At 47.4% G+C, this 24,301-nt stretch carries 22 protein-coding genes; 11 read left to right on the top strand and 11 right to left on the bottom strand.

The window, feature by feature from the left end; translation table 11 throughout:
- Positions 1-50 precede the first annotated feature (50 nt).
- From pgsA to uvrY, 3 genes are read right to left on the bottom strand one after another with little or no spacing between them, the layout of a single operon-like run.
- Complete coding sequence (gene pgsA, locus D515_RS20915) at positions 51-605, bottom strand: CDP-diacylglycerol--glycerol-3-phosphate 3-phosphatidyltransferase (protein ID WP_002541349.1); 555 nt, start codon at positions 603-605, stop codon at positions 51-53.
- A gap of 42 nt (positions 606-647) precedes the next feature.
- Positions 648-2,474: an excinuclease ABC subunit UvrC gene (gene uvrC / locus D515_RS20910; RefSeq protein WP_083939952.1), complete on the bottom strand. Its 1,827-nt coding sequence runs from the start codon at positions 2,472-2,474 to the stop codon at positions 648-650.
- Between the two features lie 15 nt (positions 2,475-2,489).
- Entirely contained in the window at positions 2,490-3,134 is a 645-nt protein-coding gene (uvrY, locus tag D515_RS20905; RefSeq protein ID WP_002541347.1) for a UvrY/SirA/GacA family response regulator transcription factor, read from the bottom strand.
- A 428-nt stretch (positions 3,135-3,562) separates the two neighbouring features.
- Between uvrY and D515_RS20900 the strand changes: the two genes are divergently transcribed.
- The 4 genes from D515_RS20900 to uraH all read left to right on the top strand — a co-directional run bounded on the left by D515_RS20900 (position 3,563) and on the right by uraH (position 7,497).
- Positions 3,563-4,297, top strand: coding sequence for a type 1 glutamine amidotransferase (locus D515_RS20900; RefSeq protein WP_002541345.1), 735 nt, complete (start codon positions 3,563-3,565; stop codon positions 4,295-4,297).
- A 162-nt stretch (positions 4,298-4,459) separates the two neighbouring features.
- A complete protein-coding gene (locus D515_RS20895) occupies positions 4,460-5,344 on the top strand; it encodes a sulfotransferase family protein (protein ID WP_002541344.1) in 885 nt (294 codons plus the stop codon).
- 390 nt (positions 5,345-5,734) lie between these two features.
- Positions 5,735-6,946, top strand: coding sequence for an MFS transporter (locus tag D515_RS20890; RefSeq protein ID WP_002541340.1), 1,212 nt, complete (start codon positions 5,735-5,737; stop codon positions 6,944-6,946).
- Positions 6,947-7,143: 197 nt separating this feature from the next.
- Positions 7,144-7,497, top strand: coding sequence for a hydroxyisourate hydrolase (gene uraH / locus D515_RS20885; protein WP_002541339.1), 354 nt, complete (start codon positions 7,144-7,146; stop codon positions 7,495-7,497).
- Positions 7,498-7,573: 76 nt separating this feature from the next.
- Here the strand turns inward: uraH and D515_RS20880 are convergent, their stop codons facing one another.
- Together D515_RS20880 and D515_RS20875 are read right to left on the bottom strand one after the other, a co-directional pair.
- The gene (locus tag D515_RS20880) at positions 7,574-8,116 is read right to left on the bottom strand and encodes a cytochrome P460 family protein (RefSeq protein WP_002541338.1); all 543 of its coding nucleotides are present in this window, start codon (positions 8,114-8,116) and stop codon (positions 7,574-7,576) included.
- Between the two features lie 22 nt (positions 8,117-8,138).
- A complete protein-coding gene (locus tag D515_RS20875) occupies positions 8,139-8,753 on the bottom strand; it encodes a cytochrome P460 family protein (protein ID WP_002541337.1) in 615 nt (204 codons plus the stop codon).
- A gap of 100 nt (positions 8,754-8,853) precedes the next feature.
- Between D515_RS20875 and D515_RS20870 the strand changes: the two genes are divergently transcribed.
- Complete coding sequence (locus D515_RS20870; protein WP_002541336.1) at positions 8,854-9,786, top strand: AraC family transcriptional regulator; 933 nt, start codon at positions 8,854-8,856, stop codon at positions 9,784-9,786.
- A gap of 22 nt (positions 9,787-9,808) precedes the next feature.
- Here D515_RS20870 and D515_RS20865 read toward each other — a convergent pair whose 3' ends face one another.
- From D515_RS20865 to D515_RS20850, 4 genes are all read right to left on the bottom strand, one after another.
- Positions 9,809-10,387 (bottom strand): hypothetical protein, encoded by a 579-nt coding sequence (locus D515_RS20865; protein WP_039850421.1) that lies wholly within the window; start codon positions 10,385-10,387, stop codon positions 9,809-9,811.
- A gap of 114 nt (positions 10,388-10,501) precedes the next feature.
- Positions 10,502-12,322 carry a M28 family metallopeptidase gene (locus D515_RS20860; protein WP_002541334.1) on the bottom strand — a complete coding sequence of 607 codons (1,821 nt, stop codon included), beginning with the start codon at positions 12,320-12,322 and terminating at the stop codon, positions 10,502-10,504.
- A 374-nt stretch (positions 12,323-12,696) separates the two neighbouring features.
- On the bottom strand, positions 12,697-13,176 hold the full coding sequence (locus D515_RS20855; RefSeq protein WP_002541333.1) for a GNAT family N-acetyltransferase: 480 nt from the start codon (positions 13,174-13,176) through the stop codon (positions 12,697-12,699).
- Positions 13,177-13,266: 90 nt separating this feature from the next.
- Positions 13,267-13,698 (bottom strand): GNAT family N-acetyltransferase, encoded by a 432-nt coding sequence (locus D515_RS20850; protein WP_002541332.1) that lies wholly within the window; start codon positions 13,696-13,698, stop codon positions 13,267-13,269.
- Between the two features lie 275 nt (positions 13,699-13,973).
- On the opposite strand from D515_RS20850, the gene D515_RS20845 reads away from it, so the two are divergent.
- The gene (locus D515_RS20845; RefSeq protein ID WP_039850418.1) at positions 13,974-15,605 is read left to right on the top strand and encodes an MFS transporter; all 1,632 of its coding nucleotides are present in this window, start codon (positions 13,974-13,976) and stop codon (positions 15,603-15,605) included.
- Here D515_RS20845 and D515_RS20840 read toward each other — a convergent pair.
- Together D515_RS20840 and D515_RS20835 are read right to left on the bottom strand one after the other, a co-directional pair.
- Entirely contained in the window at positions 15,602-16,288 is a 687-nt protein-coding gene (locus D515_RS20840) for a ribonuclease T2 family protein (RefSeq protein ID WP_002541330.1), read from the bottom strand. The genes D515_RS20845 and D515_RS20840 overlap by 4 nt on opposite strands.
- A 63-nt stretch (positions 16,289-16,351) precedes the next feature.
- Positions 16,352-16,843 carry a DUF2867 domain-containing protein gene (locus D515_RS20835; protein ID WP_002541329.1) on the bottom strand — a complete coding sequence of 164 codons (492 nt, stop codon included), beginning with the start codon at positions 16,841-16,843 and terminating at the stop codon, positions 16,352-16,354.
- Between the two features lie 313 nt (positions 16,844-17,156).
- On the opposite strand from D515_RS20835, the gene D515_RS20830 reads away from it, so the two are divergent.
- The 5 genes from D515_RS20830 (at position 17,157) to D515_RS20810 (ending at position 24,120) form a co-directional block, all read left to right on the top strand.
- Entirely contained in the window at positions 17,157-18,371 is a 1,215-nt protein-coding gene (locus tag D515_RS20830; RefSeq protein WP_002541328.1) for an NRAMP family divalent metal transporter, read from the top strand.
- Between the two features lie 195 nt (positions 18,372-18,566).
- The gene (locus D515_RS20825) at positions 18,567-19,580 is read left to right on the top strand and encodes an adenosine deaminase (RefSeq protein WP_002541327.1); all 1,014 of its coding nucleotides are present in this window, start codon (positions 18,567-18,569) and stop codon (positions 19,578-19,580) included.
- 71 nt (positions 19,581-19,651) lie between these two features.
- Positions 19,652-21,454 (top strand): amidohydrolase, encoded by a 1,803-nt coding sequence (locus D515_RS20820; protein ID WP_002541326.1) that lies wholly within the window; start codon positions 19,652-19,654, stop codon positions 21,452-21,454.
- A gap of 292 nt (positions 21,455-21,746) precedes the next feature.
- Positions 21,747-22,973, top strand: coding sequence for a sodium/glutamate symporter (gene gltS, locus D515_RS20815; protein ID WP_002541324.1), 1,227 nt, complete (start codon positions 21,747-21,749; stop codon positions 22,971-22,973).
- Positions 22,974-23,088: 115 nt separating this feature from the next.
- Positions 23,089-24,120, top strand: a complete 1,032-nt coding sequence (locus D515_RS20810; RefSeq protein WP_039850416.1) for an FUSC family protein — start codon at positions 23,089-23,091, stop codon at positions 24,118-24,120.
- Positions 24,121-24,301: the final 181 nt, after the last annotated feature.

The raw sequence follows: 24,301 nt of genomic DNA, 5'->3' as shown, positions 1-24,301 counted from the left end.
CAACAGAAACAAAAAAGGCCGCGATTGCGGCCTTTTCATTGGATTCGGGTTTAGTTATCGGCGTTCAGCAAATCATCTTTTGCAGCCAGTAGATACTGGTACATCGACCAGTAAGTCAGCGCTGTCGCGATGTAAAGCGCCGCATAACCTACGTAAATCACCCACTCACTGTCGCGCCAAAGAAGCATAGTCAGAGCAAACATCTGCGCCGCTGTTTTGAATTTCCCCACCCAGGAAACCGCCACACTGGCGCGTTTACCCAATTCTGCCATCCACTCACGCAACGCGGAAATAATCACTTCACGGGCAATCATCGTCGCCGCCGGAATCGTCACCCAAATAGAATTGTAATGTTCAGCAATCAGCACCAGGGCAATTGCCACCATGACTTTGTCGGCCACGGGGTCAAGGAAGGCACCAAAACGGGTAGTTTGTCCAAGGGTACGGGCCAGATAACCGTCCAGCCAGTCAGTCGCACCGGCGATGACAAAGATGAGAGCAGCAGCGAAAGCTGACCATTCATAAGGCAGATAGAACGCGATAACAAAAACGGGGATTAATGCGATGCGTATAAGGGTCAGGATAATGGGGATATTCAGTCGCATACTTATAATACTTTGTGAGTGACGGCCTATGGTGCTTGAAAGTCATTGCTGTTGCAATGACGAATGAATCTTCTCGGCCAAAACACGACTTATACCCGGCACTTTGGCGATTTCTTCAACAGAAGCCCGCTTAAGTTCCTGAATTCCACCCATGTATTTGAGCAACGCCTGACGGCGTTTCGGCCCTACGCCTTCAATTTCCTGCAACACACTGCTCTTGCGAGCTTTTGCGCGTTTCGCTCTGTGGCCGGAAATGGCATGGTTGTGGCTCTCATCGCGGATATGTTGGATGAGGTGCAACGCGGGTGAATCAGAAGGCATAGAAAACTCTTCACCCGTCACCTTAATCAAGGTTTCAAGACCCGGGCGTCGAGTTGTCCCTTTTGCCACACCCAGTAACAACGGATGTTTCGGCCAGTCGGCAAGCAGCGGCTTCACCACTTCCCAAGCACGGTTGAGCTGCCCTTTACCACCATCAATCAAAATGATGTCGGGGATCTTTTCAGGGTCGACCTGCTTGCTATAGCGGCGCTCTAGCACTTGCGCCATTGCCGCATAGTCATCGCCACCGGTAATGCCGGTAATGTTGTAGCGTCGATATTCCTGCTTCACCGGCCCATCCTGATTAAACACCACGCATGAGGCGACAGTCTGCTCACCCATGGTGTGGCTGATGTCGAAACATTCCATGCGTTTCACTGACTCCAGTTCCAGCGCTTCTGACAGCACGCTGAACCGGTTATGAATGGTCATCTTATGGTTGATTTTGCTGGTGAGTGCAGTCGCAGCATTGGTCTGGGCAAGCTTTAGGAAACGGGCGCGTGCACCGCGAGGTTTGCATTGCAGGTTCACTTTGCGGCCTGCGATGTCAGACAACGCGGTTGCCAGATCGGCCAACTCGTCACCCAAGTCTTGGCCAATCAAAATGCTGGTTGGAATCGTGTTTCCTTCAGCCTGTTTCACATAGAACTGGCCGATAAAGCTCGAAACCAACTCATTCACATCGGTATCAGCTGGCATTTTCGGGAAGTAGCTGCGGCTACCAAGCACTTTACCCTGACGCAGGAAAAGTACGTGGATACAGGCCACACCGTTTTCGATGGAAACGCCGATAGCATCCAGATCGTCATCGCTGTCTTGCGAAACAAATTGTTGCTCCTGGACGCGGCGCAGGGCCTGAATCTGGTCACGATATTCAGCCGCTTTTTCAAACTGCAACGCCTGGCTTGCGCCTTCCATCTTCTCCACCAGCGAAGCAATCACCTGCCTGTCTTTGCCTTGCAGGAACAGGCGAGTGAAATTCACCAGCTCATCGTAATCTTCATCGGGAATAATGCCTTTCACACAAGGGCCAGCACAGCGTTTGATTTGATACATCAAACATGGGCGGGTGCGGTTGGCATAAACGGAATCTTCGCACTGGCGGATGGGGAAAATTTTCTGCAGTAAATACAGGCTTTGGCGTACCGCGCCCGCATCAGGAAACGGACCAAAGTACTCACCTTTACGCTTTTTCGCGCCACGATGTACAGCAATTCGCGGATGCTTGCTCGCAGAAAGGAAGATGTACGGATAAGACTTGTCATCACGAAGCAGTACGTTATAACGCGGCAAGTGCTGCTTGATGAGGTTGTGCTCGAGGATCAGTGCTTCTGTTTCGCTGTGAGTGATCGTGACTTCGACGTTGGCGATGTTTTTCACCAAGGCACGAGTCTTCTCTCCAGCGACATTAGTACGGAAATAGCTGGAAAGCCGCTTCTTGAGAGATTTGGCTTTACCGACGTAAATGATCTCACCCGAAGCGTCCATCATTCGATAGACGCCAGGTTTGTCTGAGACTGTTTTTAGGAAATTTTTGGCATCAAACACAGCGAACAGAAATGGTTAAAGTGTTTCTGTGTCTAGCATACCATGACGAATCGCAAGATGGGTCAGTTCAACGTCACCATTGATACCTAACTTACTGAACAGACGGTAGCGATAGCTGTTGACTGTCTTTGGGCTCAGGTTCAGTTGATCTGAAATGTCAGTCACTTTCTGCCCTTTCGTAATCATCATCATGATTTGAAGCTCGCGCTCTGAAAGGTTTTTGAAAGGATTCTCCTGAGCAGGAGAAAACTGACTTAACGCCATTTGCTGTGCAATTTCCGGCGAAATGTAGCGCTGACCACTGTTCACCGCGCGAATGGCATTCACCATTTCGCTCGCACCTGCACCTTTAGTGAGATAGCCAGCGGCACCGGCTTGCATCACTTTGGTTGGAAATGGATTTTCTGTATGAATTGTCAGAACAATAATCTTGGCATCTGGGTTATAGCGTAGGAGCTTTCGCGTCGCTTCCAAACCGCCAATACCAGGCATGTTCATGTCCATCAAGATAATGTCTGCATGATTCGCACGACACCACTTGACTGCTTCCTCACCGCTTTCGGCTTCCCCTACCACTTTAACACCACGCTCGTCTTCAAGAAGACGGCGTATCCCTGTGCGAACCAGCTCGTGATCATCTACAAGGAAAACACTAATCAAGCTTGTTTCTCCACTATGATTTTGGCTCGCCATGCGCCGGGATGGCGCTCGACTTTGGATGCATCTTACTTGAGTTTAACCCAACAATAAAAGACCGAACACTTTGATTCTGTGTAAGAGAGCATGTTTTTATAGTGATTCAGTCATAATTTAAACAGCAAAGTGAGTAAATCCGATACAGGCAGATGATTCACCAGAAATTTTTCCATTGAGTACATAAAGTTACGCACTGCAACCATTTTGCAGATTTATGAATGAATATCTAAAAAGCGCGACATACAGATATTCTTAATCAGCATATTTTATGCTTTTTTATGTACGTCATTAGCGTTTACTTACACATTAGGTTGGTGAAATCTTTCTTTTAGGTTCACTTTTCCAGTAAGCCTTCACAGTCACACAAACCATGCAAGGAGTGCAATATCGACATGAAGCTGGGCATTTTACTCTGTGACGACCACTACCCTGACTCCATCCCGACGTACGGACATTACGATGATGCCTTCAAGCGCATGTTTGAAGACAGTTGCATCTCTACATTCCATAGCTATCGTTGCCACGAAGAAGACTATCCGGCGTCCCCCAACGAATGTGATATCTGGCTGGTCACTGGCAGTAAATGGGGCGTTTATGATACCGATCCCTGGATTGAAGTTGTTGCCCAGTTTGTGCGCGAATGTGATGAGTTTAATCGCCCTATAATTGGCATCTGCTTTGGACACCAAATTATTCACTATGCGCTAGGGGGACGGGTTGAGAAGTCCGCTAAGGGCTGGGGAATGGGCGTGTATCCCATTAATGTTCAAAACCCAGCAAACAAGCTAGATACCCCGCTTTCTGATCAACTCAATTTGATTGCCTGTCATCAGGATCAAGTTCTCTCCCCTGCTTCTGGATTTGAAGTGATTGCCGGCTCAGACTTTTGTCCCGTGGCGATGGCTCAAAAATCTCATACCGCCCTCACGATGCAGTGTCACCCGGAGTTCACACCTGACTTTCTCGCCCAACTCATTGAGCGTCTGAGGGAAAAAGCCGGTGACGAAGTTGTCGACAGCGCACTTGAGTCTCTAAAACGCTTTGGCGAGGGAGATCGAAAGCAGGCCATTTCGTTGATTTTCGATTTTTGCCTCGCCCAAGGAAAAAGTGACAACACCTTAAAGTGATAACGTGCGGCGATTCGTGTCGAATCGCCATTTCGCATTTTCATTTTGCAACCCAAGTTGGCTTCCCGCATTGCATACCGTTTTATCTCTATGAATTAATAACTTAATCACTCTGGCACTCTACTTGCTGTTTCTTGTTTACAAACAAGAAGGAGTGTTGATATGAACAGAGCCTCTACCCTGAAGCAGCCGTTGATCTTTGTCGGACCACCACGTTCCGGCGTCACGCTGATCTCAGATTTAGTCATGCATCACGAAGCCCTGTGTTGGCTTGACGAGAGCTTTGAAAAACACCCTAGATCAGACTTCCAGCACCGACTTTTCAAACGTAAATGTGCATTCAGGAATAAAGCGCTGCAGGATAAATCCTTCTTTGGCTCTCTGGCACGGGAATTTTCTCCCACGCCTTCGGAAGCCATGAACTTCTGGGATGAACACACCCGCGAAGAAATCGACTTTTACCGTGGCTTTTCCCGTGGAAAACATGCCACCCCGGTAGAGATATCATCTATCAGAGAAATTTTGAGTCGACGCGTTACCCTTTCAGATAAAAGCCGTTTGGCGTTGAGGTTCACTGGCCCCTCACGCCTTTGCTATCTGCACAGCATTTTCCCTGATGCCAAGTTCATCAATATAAACCGAGACCCCGCTTCAACGGTGCATTCAATGATTTCTACCGACGATTGGGAATACCAAGGCAAGAACCTACTTTGGTGGCGGGGAGCCTATTCGTTACAGGAGTTGGCTCAGTACGATCGCCTGCGTGGTCATGCGGTAGCGGGCACAGCTTTCCAGCTTAACAAGCTTATTCAAACCACCAAGTTGGAGGCTTCTGAGTTAGACCTGAATATACTGACGCTGAACTACGAAGATTTTGTCGCATCCCCCGAGCATGTTATGGGACAAATACTGGACTTCGCTGAGCTCTCTTCAAGCAAAACGGTGGATGCTGCGCTCAAGCAAAACGAAATACGCTGCAGCAACAAGGTTCTCAAAATGCCCGCAACCGACGTAAATACCGTGTATACATGGTGCCCGGCAACTTAATGAGCTCTCAGTTTTTTTAAGTTTGTATATACCCAGACGACCTGAATCCTGCATCTTCAGGTTGTTTGGGTATAAGCCATGCGTTTTGCGCATGGCTTATTTGCATCTAATTCATTTGCTTCATATTCACAATATCCCTACCCTACGCGCTTCTTTAACCCATTGGCCATTTCCGCGCAGAGTCAACATGTATTCACAATCACTTTTTGCCCAGCTTGTCAGGTGGTTGCTGGTGCTGACAATCACTCTGGTTAGCGTTCAGCATTGCACTCCTCTACAACGCGCTTTTGCCGACTATGCGGTGGATGGTGGTTGCCATCAACATCATCAAATGGATGACCAACACCAAGCCCACGGGTCTCACGCAACACAATAAACAAAGGTAACTTAATGAGTATCTTCCGCTTCCCGCTGCTAGTGTGGCTGGGGATAGGGATTTTGATTATCAGCCTAGGGATCAGGCAATCTTTCGGTATCTTCATGATGCCTATCACAGACACCTTTCAGTCAGGCCGGGAATTTTTCAGCCTTGCTATCGCCCTTCAAAACCTTTTGTTTGGACTTTTCCAACCTTTCGTGGGCATAGCAGCAGACAAATACGGTGCCAAGCGCATCATTACCCTGGGTGGTTTAGCTTATGCCCTAGGTCTTTACCTCACTTCGATGGCCACAGGCACTGGTGTACTTTACATATCAATGGGTGTTCTGATCGGCTTGGGACTGAGTGCGACCAGCTACGTGATTGTGCTGGGAGCTGTTGCCAAAGTAGTACCGGCAGAACACACCGCAAAAGCGTTTGGACTGACAACGGCTATGGGGTCGTTCGGTATGTTTGCCGTTATCCCTGGCGCTCAGTCTCTGCTTGCGAACTATGACTGGCAAACCGCCATGCAAGTGTTTGCGATGTTCTGTACGCTGATGATCGCCTTTGCCGTGTTTATGAAAACGGCAGCGCCTTCATCTGCCTCAGCCGGCCAAACAGAACCAGAACAAACGCTGAAAGAAGCCATGGCCGAAGCGTTCAGACACCCAGGTTATTGGCTGATCCACGCTGGATTTTTCGTCTGTGGTTTTCAGGTCATGTTTATTGCGACTCACCTGCCGAGCTATATCGCAGACAAAGGTTTGCCGGGTAACACAGCGGCGATGGCACTGGCCTATGTCGGTATCTTCAATATCTTTGGCTCTTATTTCTGGGGCTTAATGGGCGACAGGTTTAATAAACGTTACGTCATGACCACGCTGTACATGATGCGTGCTGTGGTATTGACCTTGTTTATCACCGTGCCACTAACAACCCACACCGCTACTTTGTTTGGCGCGGCGATTGGTTTCTGTTGGCTGGGAACCGTGCCGCTGACTTCTGGTTTGGTCCGTCAGATCTTTGGAGCGCGTTACATGTCGACGCTTTATGGTCTGGTGTTCTTTACTCACCAGATCGGCAGTTTCATAGGTGCCTGGGTTGGGGGTCGCGTATTCGACTATTACGGCTCTTATGAACCTATCTGGTGGACAACAGTGGTGCTGGCAATAGCTGCTGCGCTTATCCACCTGCCGATTAACGACAAGCCTGTTGTGCGTCCCGTGTTGCAGAACACGTAATGATATGAATCCGGGTCATCATGGCCCGGCCTTCCTTTTTTGCCCATTCTCCATCGGGTCTTCTACCTGCTGAAAAATGCTAAAAGTTCAACTGAATTAGGCGCTTGCTCAAAGTTTTATCATTTTGTGTTGGGGTGCCAACGCAGCAAATGCTAATTTTTTGTTAAGACAAGAGCTTTTGAAATTGGGGTGGTGAAATGGGAAAACTGACCACGCATGTTCTCGACACCGCTAGGGGAAAGCCAGCACAAGGTGTCAAAATCTCACTGTACCGCATCGATGACGAAGGTTTACATCCAGTGACCACAAGCATCACCAATGATGATGGTAGAACAGATACACCTCTCATCGAAGAAGGTTACCTTATTTCTGGTCAATACCAGCTGGTGTTTGCCACGGCCTCTTACTTCCAACACTCCAACGCCCAGCTCGACGCTATCCCTTTTCTTGATGAGATTGTCATTCGTTTCGGCGTATCCGACCACAATCAGCACTATCACGTCCCATTGCTGGTCTCGCCCTATGGGTATTCGACATACCGGGGAAGTTAGATAAAAACTCTAGGACTAAAAAAGCCAGCACTTTAGCTGGCTTTGTTTTACGAGGGATAGTGATTAACCTGTTCTGTTACTTGCCAAGAATCGGATAGGCTTCGGTGTAGATCCAATCATTGGCTTTGGCAGGAACATGGCAACCAAGACAATCAGTCTTGTAATCTGCTGAGGCGTTCTTGGTCATGTCATCAGTTTTGAACAATGCCCAACCCCAACCGTCACCCCAAGAGCCATTATCGGAAAAGCGGCCTTCACCGTCTTTCACCATCACAAACCACTGTTTGAGATCGCCGGTCTCATGGCTGACGCCACTGCCCGTCGTATAATTGCCGGTGTTGTGCGCACGCAACTCTTTAACCAGCGTTGCACCGTCTGGGAATTTGCCATTTTTTCGAAACGCTTCCACCGTTTCTTTTTCGGTGTACACACCATGGAAACCGCTAGCGCCGCCCTCTGGTACAAACCAAGAACCTAAATGGACCATATTGGTTCGGAAATCGTTAGGGAAGCTGATGTTTCCTTTTTCATCCACGTAAGGTGAAAACGCATCGTTCGCAGCAAGCGCACTAAACGCTGTACCAGTGGCAAGCAAGCCGATAAGAAATGCCTTTTTCATAAATGACTCCATTACTTTCTTATTATTTCAGGCTAGAGCTGTGTCCGCCGCTTGCTGCCTCACCTTTCGCTTTGCCCGCACGCAGCACTGGGTAGTACTGAGTGAATACAAAGTCATCAGCCGCTGCTGCTTGGTGACAAGCGTTACAAGCTGCTGCAGGAAAAGCTTTCGCAGTATCAGTCAGCGCACTATGGTCAGGCGTTGAAAAGCTGTAGTAAGACCAGTTACCCGGCTCATCTGGGTTCAGGCTTTTGCTTTTAATGGTGGCTTCCAAGCCAATGTAGTCACCCTGAAAATAACCATTACCACTGACTGCAGCCTTGCTTCCCACACTGACGAGCTCTTTGATGATGATGGTGCCATCTCTGAACTCACCCTTCTCTTTCCACACCGCCCAACTTTCTGGATCAATGTAAACGTTGTGATGCTCTGGGAAAGCCGCTTTGCCGTTGTTCATATCATTCGGTGTCACAGGCGTACCGACATACACCCACTCGCGGTAGCCGGTTGGTCTCTGAAGTTCACCGTCTTTGACAGTGAAATACTCTTTGGCAAATGCCGAAGTAGAAACGAAACCGCCAGCTATAATCATTGAAGCCACAGTTAGTAGTGCTGCCTTGGTGTTTTTTACATCCATTTTCTCACCTCTAGTACAGTTGAGGTGCACCATCTTGGCACACCTTGCGTTAGTCTAAGCTAAATTACATAGCCATGATGTTACTAAGGGAATCAGAACGGTGCCTCAACGAATCAAAAGCGAAGAAACCTTTAATTATCTGTCCGATGTCTTTGAAACTCTTAGATTTAAAGGCAGCATTTTCTTCAGTTCCGATCTCAGTGCACCTTGGGGCATAGCACTGGAGAAACGCGAGTTTCCACGCTTTCATATCGCACTCAAAGGAAACTGTTTTGTAGGGTTGGATAGCAATAAGCCTTTTCTCGCAAATGAGATGGATGTGTTTCTGTTACCGGGAGGTGATGCGCACTGGTTAGCGGACTCTCCCGACAATAAAAAGACCCTGAGTGACATCGCCATCGACGCTTGCGAGCTGGGAAAACCTCTGTTTCAGGAAGGGCCTACCACCCACAAACTCATGTGTGGACTCATCATGTTTGATGCCGGACTCAGCCACCCGGTTGTTGACGCTTTGCCCCCCGTTATCCATATCAAGGATATTGGACACGACACAACAATTTGGCGCCTCGTAATATCCATCGATAAAGAAATTTCGGAGCATGGATACAGGGAAAATCCTATTGTCGATAAACTTTCAGAAGCGTTATTTTTAAAGTTTTTGTCTCACTATTTAAACGAAACCACAGAAAGCTTTAGTTTTATCAAAGCAGTAAAAGATAAACGCATTCATGAAGCTTTGATGCTGATGCATCGCGAGCCTGGTAAAGACTGGACACTCGAAGAGATTGGAAGACACGTCGGTATGTCGAAAGCGACACTGGTTCGCCATTTTCAGGATGCGTTGGGTATGGCCCCCATCGCTTACCTTAGCCACTGGCGTCGCTTAAAGGCCTACAACGCTTTGAAATACACCAATGACCCTATTGACAAAATCGCGCTCTCTCTCGGCTTTACTTCTGGACGGACATTAAGTCGCGCCCTAGTAAGAGAACTCGGGGTGACGCCAGCGGAGATTAGGGCACACAATGAATAGCATGCCCACATGCAAGATTAGATTAGAAATTGAAGCTCCAACCAGCTGGAACCCCTTTTGCTTTCAGAGCTTTGATGGCCTTTTCTTTGTCCTGCTCAGTGACATACTCAAAATGGGCACTAAAAGAAGATGATCCTGTTGCATCGTATTCACTTTCGCCCACGAAAGTCTGACTTGAAACAGTTACCGTGTTCGGCTCAACCTCAAAGTAAACACTAGCGCGTTTTCTAATATATGACTGCCCATCATTAAACACTCTACGGTAGTTTGCATGACACTTGAACTCGTCAAACATATACTCACCGGGTTCAAGATCTGTAATAAGCCCAAAATCAGGCTTGTCGAAAAGATAAATCTCTCTCGCTTCTGATTTATCTAACTCTTCAGGAGCGCGAAATACCTTCTTAACTTCAAAAGATATTGACCGACAAGGATACTTTTTCGCTTCGTTTGTATTTTCCATCGAAATAGGAATTACAACAGCTCCATTTCCGTTTGCAGTTGGAAGACTTTCGGCCGTTTTAGGCGTCCCTGCGCAACCAATCACACTCATAGCCACTGACGATAAGAGCATCACCCTTAATACTTTAACTTTTTTCATTTGTTTGCTCCTTGCTTTAACAAAGCAAGGATAGCTGAAAACTTGACACCTTAATGTATTCAAATGAAGACAAAAAAGGGAGCCAAACGGCTCCCTTTTGTATAAGTCATTGTGTTACTTACGGTCTTGGTCGAAGTCACCATGGAAGTGTCCGTGGTCTGCCACTTCACGTGAGGCTGACTTGATCTTCTCCCCGATACGATGTTCGTGCTCATGGTCATCATGAACTGCCAGTGTCCTCAGCGTACGAGTTTCTGGTGCTGCATCCTGTTGGTTCTTGTCATCAGCATACAAATCTTCACTCATCGCATAGAAGGTTGCCACGTAAGCCAGTGCACGGGAGTTCATTTCCATTGCAACATTGTTCACGTTGTTGATGTCATCACACGCTTGGTGATAACACTTGTCGTAGGCAACATCCACTTCACCGCCAAACTGCTCAACTTCTTCGGCTGATTTGGTTTTCTCTGCACCGGTGAACAAGCCACCAAATGCGATGCCCCAATCAGCAAAGCCTGAGTAGTCTGAACGCTTTGACAAGGCTTGAGGTACTGTGGTCTCGTCATTGTCATTGAAGAATTCGTTGAACAAACCTTCAATATGGCCTGTGCCTTCTGGTGGCTCAAAGTCGCCTGGGTAAGCGTTATCAGGGCTGTCTTTGGTGTCTGACAAATCGCCATCCATGACGCCATAGATGTAGTTAGGTGACGCAATCATGTCGAAGTTGAGGTACATCTTAATCGGGTTGATTTCGAGGTAACGGGCTTCGACCATCTCACGCTGTTCATCCGTCAGCTCACTCGGGTCAGAAATACCCAACTCTTCCATGATTTGCGCTTGCGCATCCGCGTAGTAAGCGCCAAACACCTCGCCTGTGTAGTATTCAGAACCCACAAGGCCTGCTTCTTCGGCAGCCCACCAAGCAAAACGCACTTTGTTTTTCTGGGTGACTGGCAGTCGCTTCATTTTTTTCTTGAGGCGGATAGCATATTCAAGAATCGCCGCCGAGCCAGACCCGTTATCCTGAATACCCGGGCCTTCAGGTACAGAATCCAAGTGCGCCCCAACCATGACAATCTGATCTGGGTCGCCTGCTTTGGTTTCAGCCAGTAAGTTTTCCGTCACCACAATTTCGTCTTCGGTTTGAACAGAAAGTGCTGCGGTAATGGCACCTGACTCCAACGCGTCATACCATTCTTTACCGAGGTCATAACGTGCTCCAAACGCTGGAATGGTGGCTTCTGAGTCGCTACCCAAAGTACCATTCACCACGCTCTTACGACCATCGTTGTTACCCTGGTTAAATACGATAACACCGACCGCACCAGCATTTTCGGCGTTGACCACTTTTGAATCAAACGTACAGCCACCGCGTTGAATAACAGCAACTTTGCCTGTCACATCAACACCGTCAAAATCCGATGCTTCACAGCCATCGGTGTCGTCATAATCTGGTGATTCAAAATCAAAATCGGGAGTAACAAAAGCGATGTCTGCACTAATTGCGCCTTCTGAACTACCTGAATAAGACATGGCCGCATAGTCGGCTGGAATATCATCAGTCGCATCACGAACATGCACCAGTTGCTGTCCGTTAACGCTCAAAGTTGTGCCATCAAGTTCAACCCAACTACGGAAATCAAATTCCTGCAGGGTGACTTCATAGCCATGCTTCTCAAGCGTTTTCATGATGTAGTCTGCGGAATTCTCATAACCGTCAGTCCCTGCTGCACGGGTGATGGAATTACCATCCGGCGTTGGAACAGAAGCCGCTTCCAGCGCCTCCAGATGGTCAAACAGGTTTTTCTCTTTCATCGCTTTACTGACTTTGTTTGCAACCCATCTTGGATCTTCACAGCCTGCAAAGCCTGTTAGTAGTGCTGCACTCATTGCAATCACTACAAATTTTTTACCACTAACGTTGAATGTTTTCATTTGTGTCGTCCTTTTTAATTGACGCCATCAGTCAAACATTCACATCAATAATCTTCCAGAAAATCGCTTTATTAAACTTTTGTTAACGGAAAGGGTGTCACAATTTCTCACTGAAAAGAGAAAAAGCTTTGACTAGAAATATATGAACAGTTCAAGAGGCAGGTTTTAATTAATAAGATAACACTGTAAGAAAAATAAATCAGTGCGGCATTTTAGTTATTTATTTAAACAGACATCTCCATATATGGATATAACATGACAATTTCAACAAATTTAATAAACATCATAAAGCATTAAAATTCAAATTTCCAATTGGTATATTCACTTTCTGACGTTTATCAATTCTGACTTACACAATTATCATGCAAGATAAACTAGCTCTCTTTATGCAACTTCGCCCGCATGATGTGTTGCGGACCAACGGGACCACCGAGGTAGAGCTCTCCGGTATCCTCGAATCCACCTTTCATGTAAGTCTGATAGGCGACTTCATTCTTACAATTCACAGTGAGATAAGCCCACGTAAAAGTCTTAAATTCTTCACTAATTGAACTTGCTAATATAGAGACCGCCTTTTTTCCAATTCCCTTTCCTTGATATCGCCGATCAATAGCAAAACTTCTGAGTCCTACCCCGGCATTGTCTTCGCCTAATATGTCCGAGTGAAAATCATTATCTATTTTGAAATATCCAACTAGAGTGTCATCCTTGGCAATAACAAACCTGACAATGTTCGCTTCGATATCAGAGACGAAATTTTCTGGTGACGCCGTAAACTTCACTTGTTCTTCTTCCAACAATATAGCGAGCACATCTATCTCATCTTCTTGTTTGAATTTCCTAATCGTTATCATTTTAAACCCTTTAATTTCATACGCTGTATGAATATTAGAAGTCTGTGTTTACGTTTTATTTTACACCCAAACAACCTGAAGATGCAGGATTCAACTTACTTGGGTATAGATATCAGGCTGCCAAATTTGCATTAATGATTGCGGATTTTCAATCGGCGTAAAACCATACTTCTCATATAACCCATGTGCATCACGGGTTGCCAGCATGGTTCGACGAAGACCTTGTAGGTCAGGATGTGCCACAATGCTATCCATCAATACTCTGGCAATCCCCTCTCCTTGACGCTCTTCCACCACAAAAACATCTCCCAGATAGGCAAACGTCGCCCGGTCAGTGATCATCCTGGCAAACGCTACCTGCGTGTCGTTTTCATCAAACACACCAAAACAGAGAGAATGTGCCAGCGCCTTTTCTAACGTCGCTTTTGGAATGCCTTTTGCCCAGTAGGACTCTGATATCACCTGATGAATGAGGTCGATATTCATGTGCTCTAATTGGTTGGATACGCGAAATCTTTCCATGATTCATTCCCTCAGATTTAGCAAAACTAGACCATACTCATTCATGAATAAGAAACATGTCGGATTTACGAGAGCCAGCAGTGAAAGCCTTTGAGTTCTCTCATTTCCACTTTCTCTCAGTGGTAACATTTTCGGGCTAACACGCATTTTTGAAGCTCAGAGTCGGTTTGATAGAAAACCCTCATAAAAACTTCATTCTTTTGCTCTTTAAACCACACATAACAAAGCTCCAATTCATTCTTTTTTGGAGCTGGTACTACTCGGCATATACGGACATGAAAGCAAATATATTCATACGGATACGACCCATACTCTTCACGATATTTGGGTTTGCTATCAGCCACAACCTCTTTTTCGTCATGCTACCTATCCGCATGAAGGAAAACGGCTACCCGACAGCCGATATTGGTCTGGCAATGAGTATGTTTGCTGTAGGAGCAATTTGTGCAGGGTTGTTTGGTTCCCGGGCAGTGCTCCGTGCCGGACACATTCGCGCGTTTGCCTCAATGGCGGCAACCCTGTCTATTGTGTCTGTTGTTCATAGCTACACTACCGATATTGTTGTTACCGCCGCACTGCGCGCGATTGCAGGCTTCTGCTATGTCACGTCATTTATCACGCTCGAAAGTTGGCTCAATGTACTGAGTGATCGAAGTAACCGAGGCCGAGTTTACGGCACCTACCAGATCTGTTTTGCGATTGGATTCGGTACCGCTCCCTTTCTTTTCAGCGCATTTAACGAAAACGACCCACGGCTGTTTGGGGTGATTTCGGTATTCCTTTGTGTTTCCCTCATCATCATGTCAATGAGCCGTTTACCGGCACCGGAATTGCCCAAACGCGCGACACCGATTTCTCTTAAAAAGCTCTGGCAATACTCCCCTTCAGGCACGCTCGCTTGTTTCTGTGCCGGGTTGATTAATGCAGCCAGCGTTTCACTTATCTCTCTTTACGCTTACAGCAAAGGAATCTCAGGAATCTGGCTATCACTGATCCTGGGTTCTTACCAAATGGGCGGTTTGCTCACTCAGTTTCCAACCGGTTGGCTGGCCGATCGCTACGACAAACGTGTCGTAGCATCAGGTCTCATGTTTATGGGGATCATCAGCAACAGCTTGATAGTGCTTGATAACTTTTACCCTTATCCGATCGAATTGTTGGCCGTGCTGTTTTGGGTATCAGGTGGTTCAGGCGTGGCACTTTTCCCACTTGCTGTTACTCAAGTGTTTGACCACATTGAACAAAAAGAAGCCATGCCCGCTACCAGTACGATGCAAATTTTACTGGGCGTCGGTGGTGTCATTGGCCCGATTGTGGCGAGTTTCCTGATGAATGAGTTCGACGTCGTCTGGCTCTACTACTACATCATTACGGTTCATATTTTCGTCTTTGTCTTCCTGATGGCACGTAAGCTGTTTGTTCGCACAGAAACATTGCCAGCGGCCTCTTCCTTCAAAGTCAACGTGCAACCTATGGGGAGTTCGAGTGATTATGACCCAATGATGGATTTCAAGGACATCGACAAAGCCAACCCAGAGCTAAAACTTCTCATCGCTGCGTTGGGCCAGAATCCATCCGATCCGGGGATTTTGATCCGACTCGCTCTACAAGGTTCTTCGCTGAACGCACATGACGTGGCGAAGAACATCGTGCTCGCCTATCCGAAAAAAGGTGGTGACATGCTGCGCCACTTGATTGAGCAGTTCCCTAAACGGCGCTTGGAAGTCGCTTATTCACTGCATGACCTGTTTATTTTGAGGAAAGAGCGGATTAACAACCTATTGCAGGAAGCGTTGTTAGACGGAGCCTCGATTGAAGAAGCAGAGAAGATTAATGAGTTGCTCGACGACATCGCTATAGCTAACAACAAAGCCGACGATAGCGATGCCGCCGAAAAGCCCGTTTAGCGTTTTCTCGGGCAAGACATGAGGTTGAAGCTTTTGTCGAAACAGATACCAAACTCATGACGGCTTTGATGCAGCCAAGTATTCTTCAGTTCAGGATTATTATCGCGCATCCAACGAATTGCTTTCTTGGCATTCAAGTCAGCAGGCGGAAGCTTAAATTGACGGGCAAGTTCGAGCGTCTTGTCGAAATACGCCTCTGCTGTTTCAAAGTCGCACGAACCGTGTTTTTCCCACTGCCCTTGCAGCAGGCGCGTGCCCGGGCTCATACACAGATATGGCTTGATAGTTTCCAACGGCAATGGTGCTAAGTCGCCCTTACAGAATCGAGGATGTCCCTTGTTGTTGCCTGACTTATAAGCCTTTTCTGACTCTCCCCAAAGGCCATGGACAACCCAGCCAAAGTCATTCCCAGAGTCACACTGAAACTGTACAGACGCCTCACGGCCTTTTCGTTCCATGGCTTTACAAAAGCCCGGCGAATTGGAGTAAACCAATAGGAAGAAATCGGTAGGGACGTTTTTGTTTTGGTAGTCGAGACGATTGTCATAGCGCAGGTTGAGGTCAGAGACATCAATATCACAGCTTTCAGGAGTTAAAGCGTGAGAGCTTGTTACTGAGCCGAAGAAAAGCGCTAAAGCAGCAACGAGCGAGAAGTGTTTTAGTGAAGGAAGGAATCGAAGCACAACGCATACCCTGATAACCAATAGATGGCTTGAAAGATATTATGCTTCGTATCAATTGTCACATCATAGCTTCTTGAGTGTCGCTGGCACGATAATTTTGTGTACGGGCCCAACGAAGAACATGTATACCTTACCGAAGGTATTTTTAACGTGAACAACAGAACTTGCCGTCACCAAGGCTTTATCACCGTGAGGTTCAACAAAGAATGACAACTTCACATCCAGATGTTTATCTCTGTCTTCCATGATCACTTCCGAGTGAGACTTGTAGATCATTTCGAAAATGCCGACTTTATCGCCCACTTGATAGTCATCAGCCGTTTTCTTCGGGTAAAAATCATCGAGATTACCAAGGTGTTTTAAGCCCATTCTAGAAACCACTTCGTTGCGGATTTTCATCAGCTTGTTCACCCAACCTGGTGTGCTGTTCATCACCCGGAGATAAACCTCCATGGCAGATTCGCCCTGATAATCTATTTCTTTGGTGTAGTTATCTGCAAAGTAGGCATTATCCGAATAACGATAAAGCTCAGTGAAACTGGGTATTCCATCCATGATTTATCCTCCTTCATGGTTTTTGACGATTCGTCATTTTTCATTAAGGTACCATATGCATAAAGAATTAGGTATGCCGGAATCCATTTCTGGTCACAAAAGTCACCATCGAAAACCAAGATGAAAAAACCTCAAACTATTTGCGGTTTAATGATTGACTTGAAAGTAGGTTGCCATTAACATCCGCGCCCAGCAAAAAGAGAGCTTACCAAGGCTTTTCTTTTCAATAGCTTAACAGCTCTCTATCAGCTGATCCCGGTCAGTTGTTTTTCTTTTTTTATTAAATAGGAAGACAACAAAATCGGAACCCGGCATGACCGCAAAAGCACACACCCAACTCAACGCCAACTGGCAATCCAAAGCCATTTTCAGCGTCGCATTCTTAATGGCTACCACTTCAGTTGGCCCCGGCTTTCTGACACAAACCGCTGTTTTCACCAACATCTATAAAATCGACATGGCTTTCCCTGTATTTGCCTCCATGTTTATCACCTTCGGTATCGTTATGAACCTGTGGCGAATCGTGGGTGTTTCAGGCCTTCGTATCCAAGATATCGCGAACAAAATCGCGCCAGGTGCAGGCTACTTCATCGGTATTCTGCTGGCATTAGGTGCGGTGGCATTCAACTTCGGTAACGTCAGTGGTGCTGCGCTTGGCATCAACGTGCTGACTGGCGTGGATACCACTTGGGGTGCGCTGTTTACCGGTGTTGTCGGTTGCCTGTTGTTTGTCGTTCATAACGCATCAAAGCGTATGGATCAGATGGCGCGCTACCTCGGCCTGTTTATGATTGTTTTAATCGCCTATGTCGCCATGACCAGCCTTCCACCTATGGGGGAAACCTTATCCGCAGCAGTGATGCCAACAGACATGGGCAGCCTTTTGCTTCCGACCCTGACCATTGTTGGTGGCGCTGTGGGAGGTTACTACACTGGCGCACAACGTTTGGTTGATATCGGCCTGCAAGGAAAAGAGAACGTTGAGCACATCAACAAAGCTGCCTGGGCAGGTATCTCTATCGCTGTTGTTATCCGCATTCTGCTTTTCATGGCCGTGTTTGGTGTGATTGCTGCTGGTGCAGTGCTGGACACTGCAAACCCAGCCGCAGACGCGTTTCGTCAAGGCGCGGGCGAAGTAGGTTACTTTATCTTTGGTCTGGTGCTGTTCGTTGCGTCTATCACGTCGGTGGTGGGTAACTCCTACATGGCTATCTCACTGATCAAAACACTGTTCCCTGTGGTTGCCCGTAACGAAAAAGCCTGGTGCTGTGGCTTCATCATCATTACCAGCGTTGGTACCGTGCTGATGAACATGCCAATCCTGCTACTGATGCTTGCTGGCTTGGTAAACAGCATCATCCTGCCTGTGGTACTGGGGTTTGTGTTGGCTGCGACGCGTCGTAAAGACATTGTGGGTGATTACAAACACCCTATATATTTAACCCTTACAGGTGCGGCGATTGTTGTCATCATGGCAATTTCGAGCCTGAGTAATGTGCAGAACTTTATGACTAAGTTCATCGGTTAAGCTTCCTTTCAAAGCAAAAATGCCGTCTGACGTTGGCGGCATTTTTGTGAACTTATGACAAGCTGCCGTATTGCGAATTCCAAAATTTGACCGATGAGTCAACACCAACTAGTTTAGATCCATACAGCATTCCATTCTCAAAAATTTGCCCTACCGATATATACCTTTCAATAAGTTACGAACAGGGAGAAGACGATGGAAAAGTTTATCCGATGCTTGCCGAAGGTGGAGTTGCATCTGCATATTGAAGGCTCACTTGAACCCGAGTTGATGTTTGAACTCGCAGAAAGAAATGGTATTTCCACGCCCTATTCAAGCGTTGAGGAAGCCCGCAACGCCTACCAATTCCATAACCTGCAGTCCTTCCTCGATATTTACTATCAAGGGGCCAATGTCCTTATTACTGAACGTGATTTCTTCGACCTGACCTGGGCGTATCTGCTGCGTTGTAAAGCCGACAATGTCATGCATACAGAAATCTTCTTTGACCCTCAAACCCACACCGACCGGGGGATTTCATTCGATACGGCTATCAATGGCATCTACCACGCTCTTCGCCAAGGGGAAAAAGAGCTTGGCATTACAAGCCAGCTGATCATGTGTTTTCTTCGCCATTTATCGGAAGAAGCGGCCTTTGAAACTTTGGAAAAGGCGAAGCCTCACTTAAATCGGTTAGTTGGTGTTGGGCTGGACTCTTCCGAAGTAGGCCATCCACCAGAGAAATTCCAACGTGTATTTGCTGAAGCGCGAGCACTGGGGTTGAAAACTGTCGCGCATGCAGGGGAAGAAGGCCCTCCGAGTAACATCAGAGATGCGATTAATCTTTTGCATGTCAGCCGCATTGATCATGGCGTGAAAAGCAGCGAGGACCCCGAACTGGTAAAAGAGTTGGCGATATCTAGAATGCCTCTCACCGTCTGCCCACTGTCTAACATCAAGCTTCGCGTGTTTGACAAGATGGCAGACCACAACATCCTCAACCTACTGGCTCAGGGACTCTGCGTGACCGTCAATTCCGATGACCCCGCCTTTTTCGGTGGATATATGACGGACAATTTTATTGCCCTTAATAATGCTTTATCTCCCAGCCCTCAGCAGCTGGCACAATTTACCCGAAATGCCATTGAAGCTTCTTTCGTCTCCGAAGAACGCAAGAAGGAAATGATGCAAAATCTGGACGACTTTTGGGATAAACACGGCATACACTGATTCCAATCAGGTTCATAACGCACTGAATCACAGACGGGCTAGGCCCGTCTTGTTTTTCCAGAGGAGTCTCCATGAAAGCTTCAATCGCCGCCCTTTCAGCGCTGTTTGTTTCTGCTCCAATCTTCGCTACCAGCCCACCAAAACCTTTTGCTGACACCATTTACCACAACGCTCAGGTCATAACGGTCAATGATAAACAACCCGAGGCGGAAGCTGTTGCCATCCTAAACGGAAAAATACTCGCCGTAGGGGAAGCAGAAGAAATTCTCAGGCTAAAGGGTGACAAAACCAAAGTGGTGGATTTAAAAGGTTTGACCATGATCCCCGGCTTTATTGATGCTCACGGCCACGTAATGAACACAGGCTTACAGGCTGTATCAGCCAATTTGTTGTCACCACCTGATGGCCCTGTGACTGATATCGCAAGCCTTCAACAAGCCCTGAGAAAATGGGCTGAAGTCCCAGTAAACAAAGCGCAGGACTTTATCATCGGCTTTGGCTACGACGACTCCCAGCTCAAAGAGCAAATTCACCCAACCCGCTTTGACCTTGATAAAGTATCAACCGACGTTCCCATCCTGATCATTCACCAATCTGGTCATATCGGAGTCATGAACAGCAAAGCGCTGGAGATGATGAAACTGACGGCGACCAGCAAAAACCCACCAGGTGGCGTGATTCGACGTGTGAAAGACAGTGATGAACCCAATGGTGTGCTGGAAGAGTCCGCTTTCTTTGGCGCGCTGATACCACTGTTCACGCAAATCAGCCCAGACGAAAATGAGATGCTATTCCGCGCAGGGATGGATCTGTACGCCAAGTATGGGTACACCACCGCGCAGGAAGGCCGTTCCATGTCTGACAGTGTCAAAACCATGTACGAGATTGCCCAGCAAGAGCCGCTTCCTATTGATGTAGTGGCCTACACCGACATTCAACTCGGCACTGACACTCTCACAGCACCTTACCTCAGCAATAGCTACACCAACGGTTTTCGCCTCGGTGGCGTGAAACTGACACTGGATGGCTCACCACAAGGGAAGACCGCATGGCTCACCAAACCATACCTAATCCCCCCTGAAGGCCAAAATGCTGAATATCGGGGTTATCCCATCATGTCTGACGAAGAAGCGGAGAAATATGTCGGCATGGCGATGGAAAATGGCTGGCAACTGCTAACCCACGCGAATGGTGATGCATCGATTGACCAATACATCCGCGCAGTAAAAAATGCGACAGCGAAATACGGCGCAAAAGAACGCCGATTTGTGGCGATTCACGCCCAAACTGCCCGTGAGGATCAAGTTCAGGCATTCAAAGACCTGAACGTGATTCCCTCGTTTTTCCCTATGCACACCTTCTATTGGGGAGACTGGCATGCACAATCCGTGTTGGGTGATGAACGTGCTGAGAACATTTCCCCAACGGGTTGGGCACTGGATAGAGGCATGATTTTCACTTCGCACCATGATGCGCCCGTCGCTTTCCCAGACTCGATGCGGGTTTACTCTGCAACAGTTAACCGCATTACACGAAGTGGCCGTATTTTAGGTAAAGATCAGCGCGTATCCGCCATGACAGCGCTTAAAGCACAAACCATCTGGTCTGCGTATCAGCATTTCGAAGAAGACACTAAGGGATCGATTGAAGTTGGCAAGGTCGCCGACCTCGTTTTCCTCTCAGATAATCCGCTAACTATCGATCCAATGAAACTGGCGAACATCTCTGTGATGACGACGATTAAAAACGGCAAAATTATCTACACCAAAGCCAGTGACAAAACAGCCTTAGAAAGCTGCGCCAGCTCGACCAAATGCCAAAAGCTCGCCTCTCATACCATGATGATTGCAGGCCTTATTCCTCATAAACATTAATTGACTCAAGACGTTATTAAGCCGGGCTCAAATTTCAACATCGCCCGGCTTTTTCTGACAACGTCAACATGGCGTAGCGACACGTTCTCATCGCTTGTGGAGGGATGTGAATATTTTCTCGGATAGACTTGTCATTCTATTCAACAATATGAGATAACGTCGCCCTGTTTTAAGCTGGCTAGCGCTTGCGGTTATGGATACCGCCACCAGATTTAGTCAAATACTCTCTCCAAAGCGCGCTAGAACGAAGACTCTCACTCATTACGGACGATGATGAGAACACAGAGGCTTTATGAATCAACTCATTTCCGTGGGCGCACTCGAATCCTTCCTGATTGCGATTTTCGTGCTCTTCCTTGGACACTTTATTAACGCCCGCGTATCCGCATTTAAGAAGTTCAACATCCCTGAACCCATTGTCGGTGGCTTGGTGGTGGCTGGCGCAATTACTGCGCTGCACTTCAATGGCATTGAGCTGGAATTTCACCTTCCGCTACAACACACCTTTATGCTGATGTTCTTTGCAACTGTTGGACTGGCAGCGAACTATACCCAGCTTCTAAAAGGCGGGGCGAAAGTCTTTATTTTCCTCGGTGTTGCATCGCTGTATATCGTGCTGCAAAACGGCATTGGTATCTCTATGGCGACTGCGCTGGGGCTCGACCCACTGATGGGCTTGATTGCCGGCTCCATTACCCTTTCAGGCGGTCATGGCACGGGTGCAGCTTGGTCTCAAACCTTCCAGGATGTTTATGGCTTGGAAAATGTGCTTGAGATAGCCATGGCATCAGCCACTTTTGGCTTGGTGATGGGCGGCATTATTGGCAGTCCGGTAGCTCAACGTCTGGTTGAAAAGAACAAACTCAAATCCCAGTACGGCAACACCAACAATACGCATGAGCAATTCCCGGAGCTGGTCACGTATAACGAGAATGAGCAGGACAAAGTCACTGCAAAAAAAGTCATCGAAACCCTGTTTGTGTTGTTGATCTGTGTGACAGGCGCAAAGTATCTCGAGCAGTGGGTTAGCAGCTTTGAAATCAGCTGGCTGATGATCCCTGACTTTGTTTACGCCCTGTTTATCGGCGTGGTCATTACCAACGTTCTCGAAGTGACTAAAGTAGAAAAGCTGGATGTGGAAACCGTCGATATTTTGGGTACGGTTTCACTGGCACTGTTCCTTGCCATGGCGCTAATGAGCCTGAAGCTTTGGAACATTCTCGATCTGGCGTTACCATTCCTGGCGATTCTGATGGTGCAGTCATTGATGCTGGCGCTGTTTTCTTACTTTGTCACGTATCGTGTGATGGGTAGAAACTATGATGCCGCGGTGATTTCCAGTGGACATTGCGGTTTTGGTCTTGGTGCGACACCGACGGCGGTGATGAATATGGGTTCGGTGGTAAACCGCTTCGGTCCATCTCCACAAGCCTTTATGGTGGTGCCGATTGTTGGTGCGTTCTTTATTGATATCGTCAACCTGATCATTCTACAAACCACACTGACGTTCATCGGTTAACACAATCCCCGCTTCCTGCGGGGATTTTTCTATTCCTGACTGTCGCACTATTAGAAAAGCAAATTTTCACGTCTGTAAATAAGCTTTCTGCATCATTCTTCCAGCGCCTTTCGCTATGTCCCATTACCGCAGTTTTGCTATTCGACATTCACGGCTGCTTTATATGCTGAGAGTCGCCTTGGTAATGGGATTAATCCTCGTGATTGTCAGACAGTTCAACCTTCCTTATGGTTACTGGGCGCTGATCACCGCCGTCACCATACTCGGCGCAATTCCCTTTGTCGGTGGTGTGATATCCAAAGCAAACCAAAGGATTTGGGGCACGGTCGCTGGAGCCACAGTAGGGTTGGCCCTTTTCCTCATTCCTCCGCAATATCATTGGACACATCACCTCGCTTTTTTTGGCCTACTCATCGGCACTATGTACTTCACGCAAGAGAGATACGCTTATGCGGCTCTCATGGCAGCGATAACCATAGTGATCGTGGCCGGTGGTGGCCCAGCCGATTTTGAAGCGGCAGGCTGGCGTATTCTCAACGTTGTTTGGTCAGCAGTATTGTCGATTCTCGCCAGTCTTTATGTTTTTCCAGCAAGAGCTACCGATCAATTCATCTATCTACTTGAATCCTTTTGCCATCAATGCGGTCAGTTTTACCATCAACACAATGAAACCATGTCAGACAACACATTTGTCCCACAAAATGCCATTTCGCTGTCTGACCTGATTGAGAAACAACAAGGCTTACTGCCACATGCTGCGAGAGAATCGGGTCCCTTAAAGCCTGTCTTGGCCTCTATTCTATCCATAGAAAAACGCATTTATACCGACTTGGAAACCTTGATCAGCACACACTGGGATAGCCAACAAGGGAAAGAGAAGATTGGCGATCTTCATGGATTAAAAGCTGCTAAAGAAGAGTTAGCATCAAAATTTGATGCGTTGAGAGATGGCTTGGTGAACCGTGAAGTCGATATCTTGGATACGGATTCCTTGCTCCTGATGAGCCTCAAGCCCAAACACCAATTGTCTGAAGATGATGATGCCAGTGACATCAGTTATTACGGTTACCTTTGGTTGAATCGCGAACTTGCTAGACAGTTAGTACAACTTACCATCGCGAGCAAGAAGCTGTTTCTTTATCGATAAGTGAAGAGGTCGAAAACAATACAGAATACAGATAGAAACGAAAAAGGCCGCTGATAGTTCAGCGGCCTTTTCTAATGTGGCGGAGAGATAGGGATTTATGCGGTCGCTTCGCGCCCTTCCCTGCGGGCCGTTGCCTATTCGGCTTCGCCGGGCAACGTTGTCTCGCTTCGCTCGGCTGAAC

The sequence above is a fragment of the Grimontia indica genome (genome assembly GCF_000333895.2).
Taxonomy (GTDB): Bacteria; Pseudomonadota; Gammaproteobacteria; order Enterobacterales; family Vibrionaceae; genus Enterovibrio; species Enterovibrio indicus.
The sequence above is the reverse complement of the archived record's forward strand: the minus strand, read 5'-3'. Positions and strand labels throughout refer to the sequence as shown.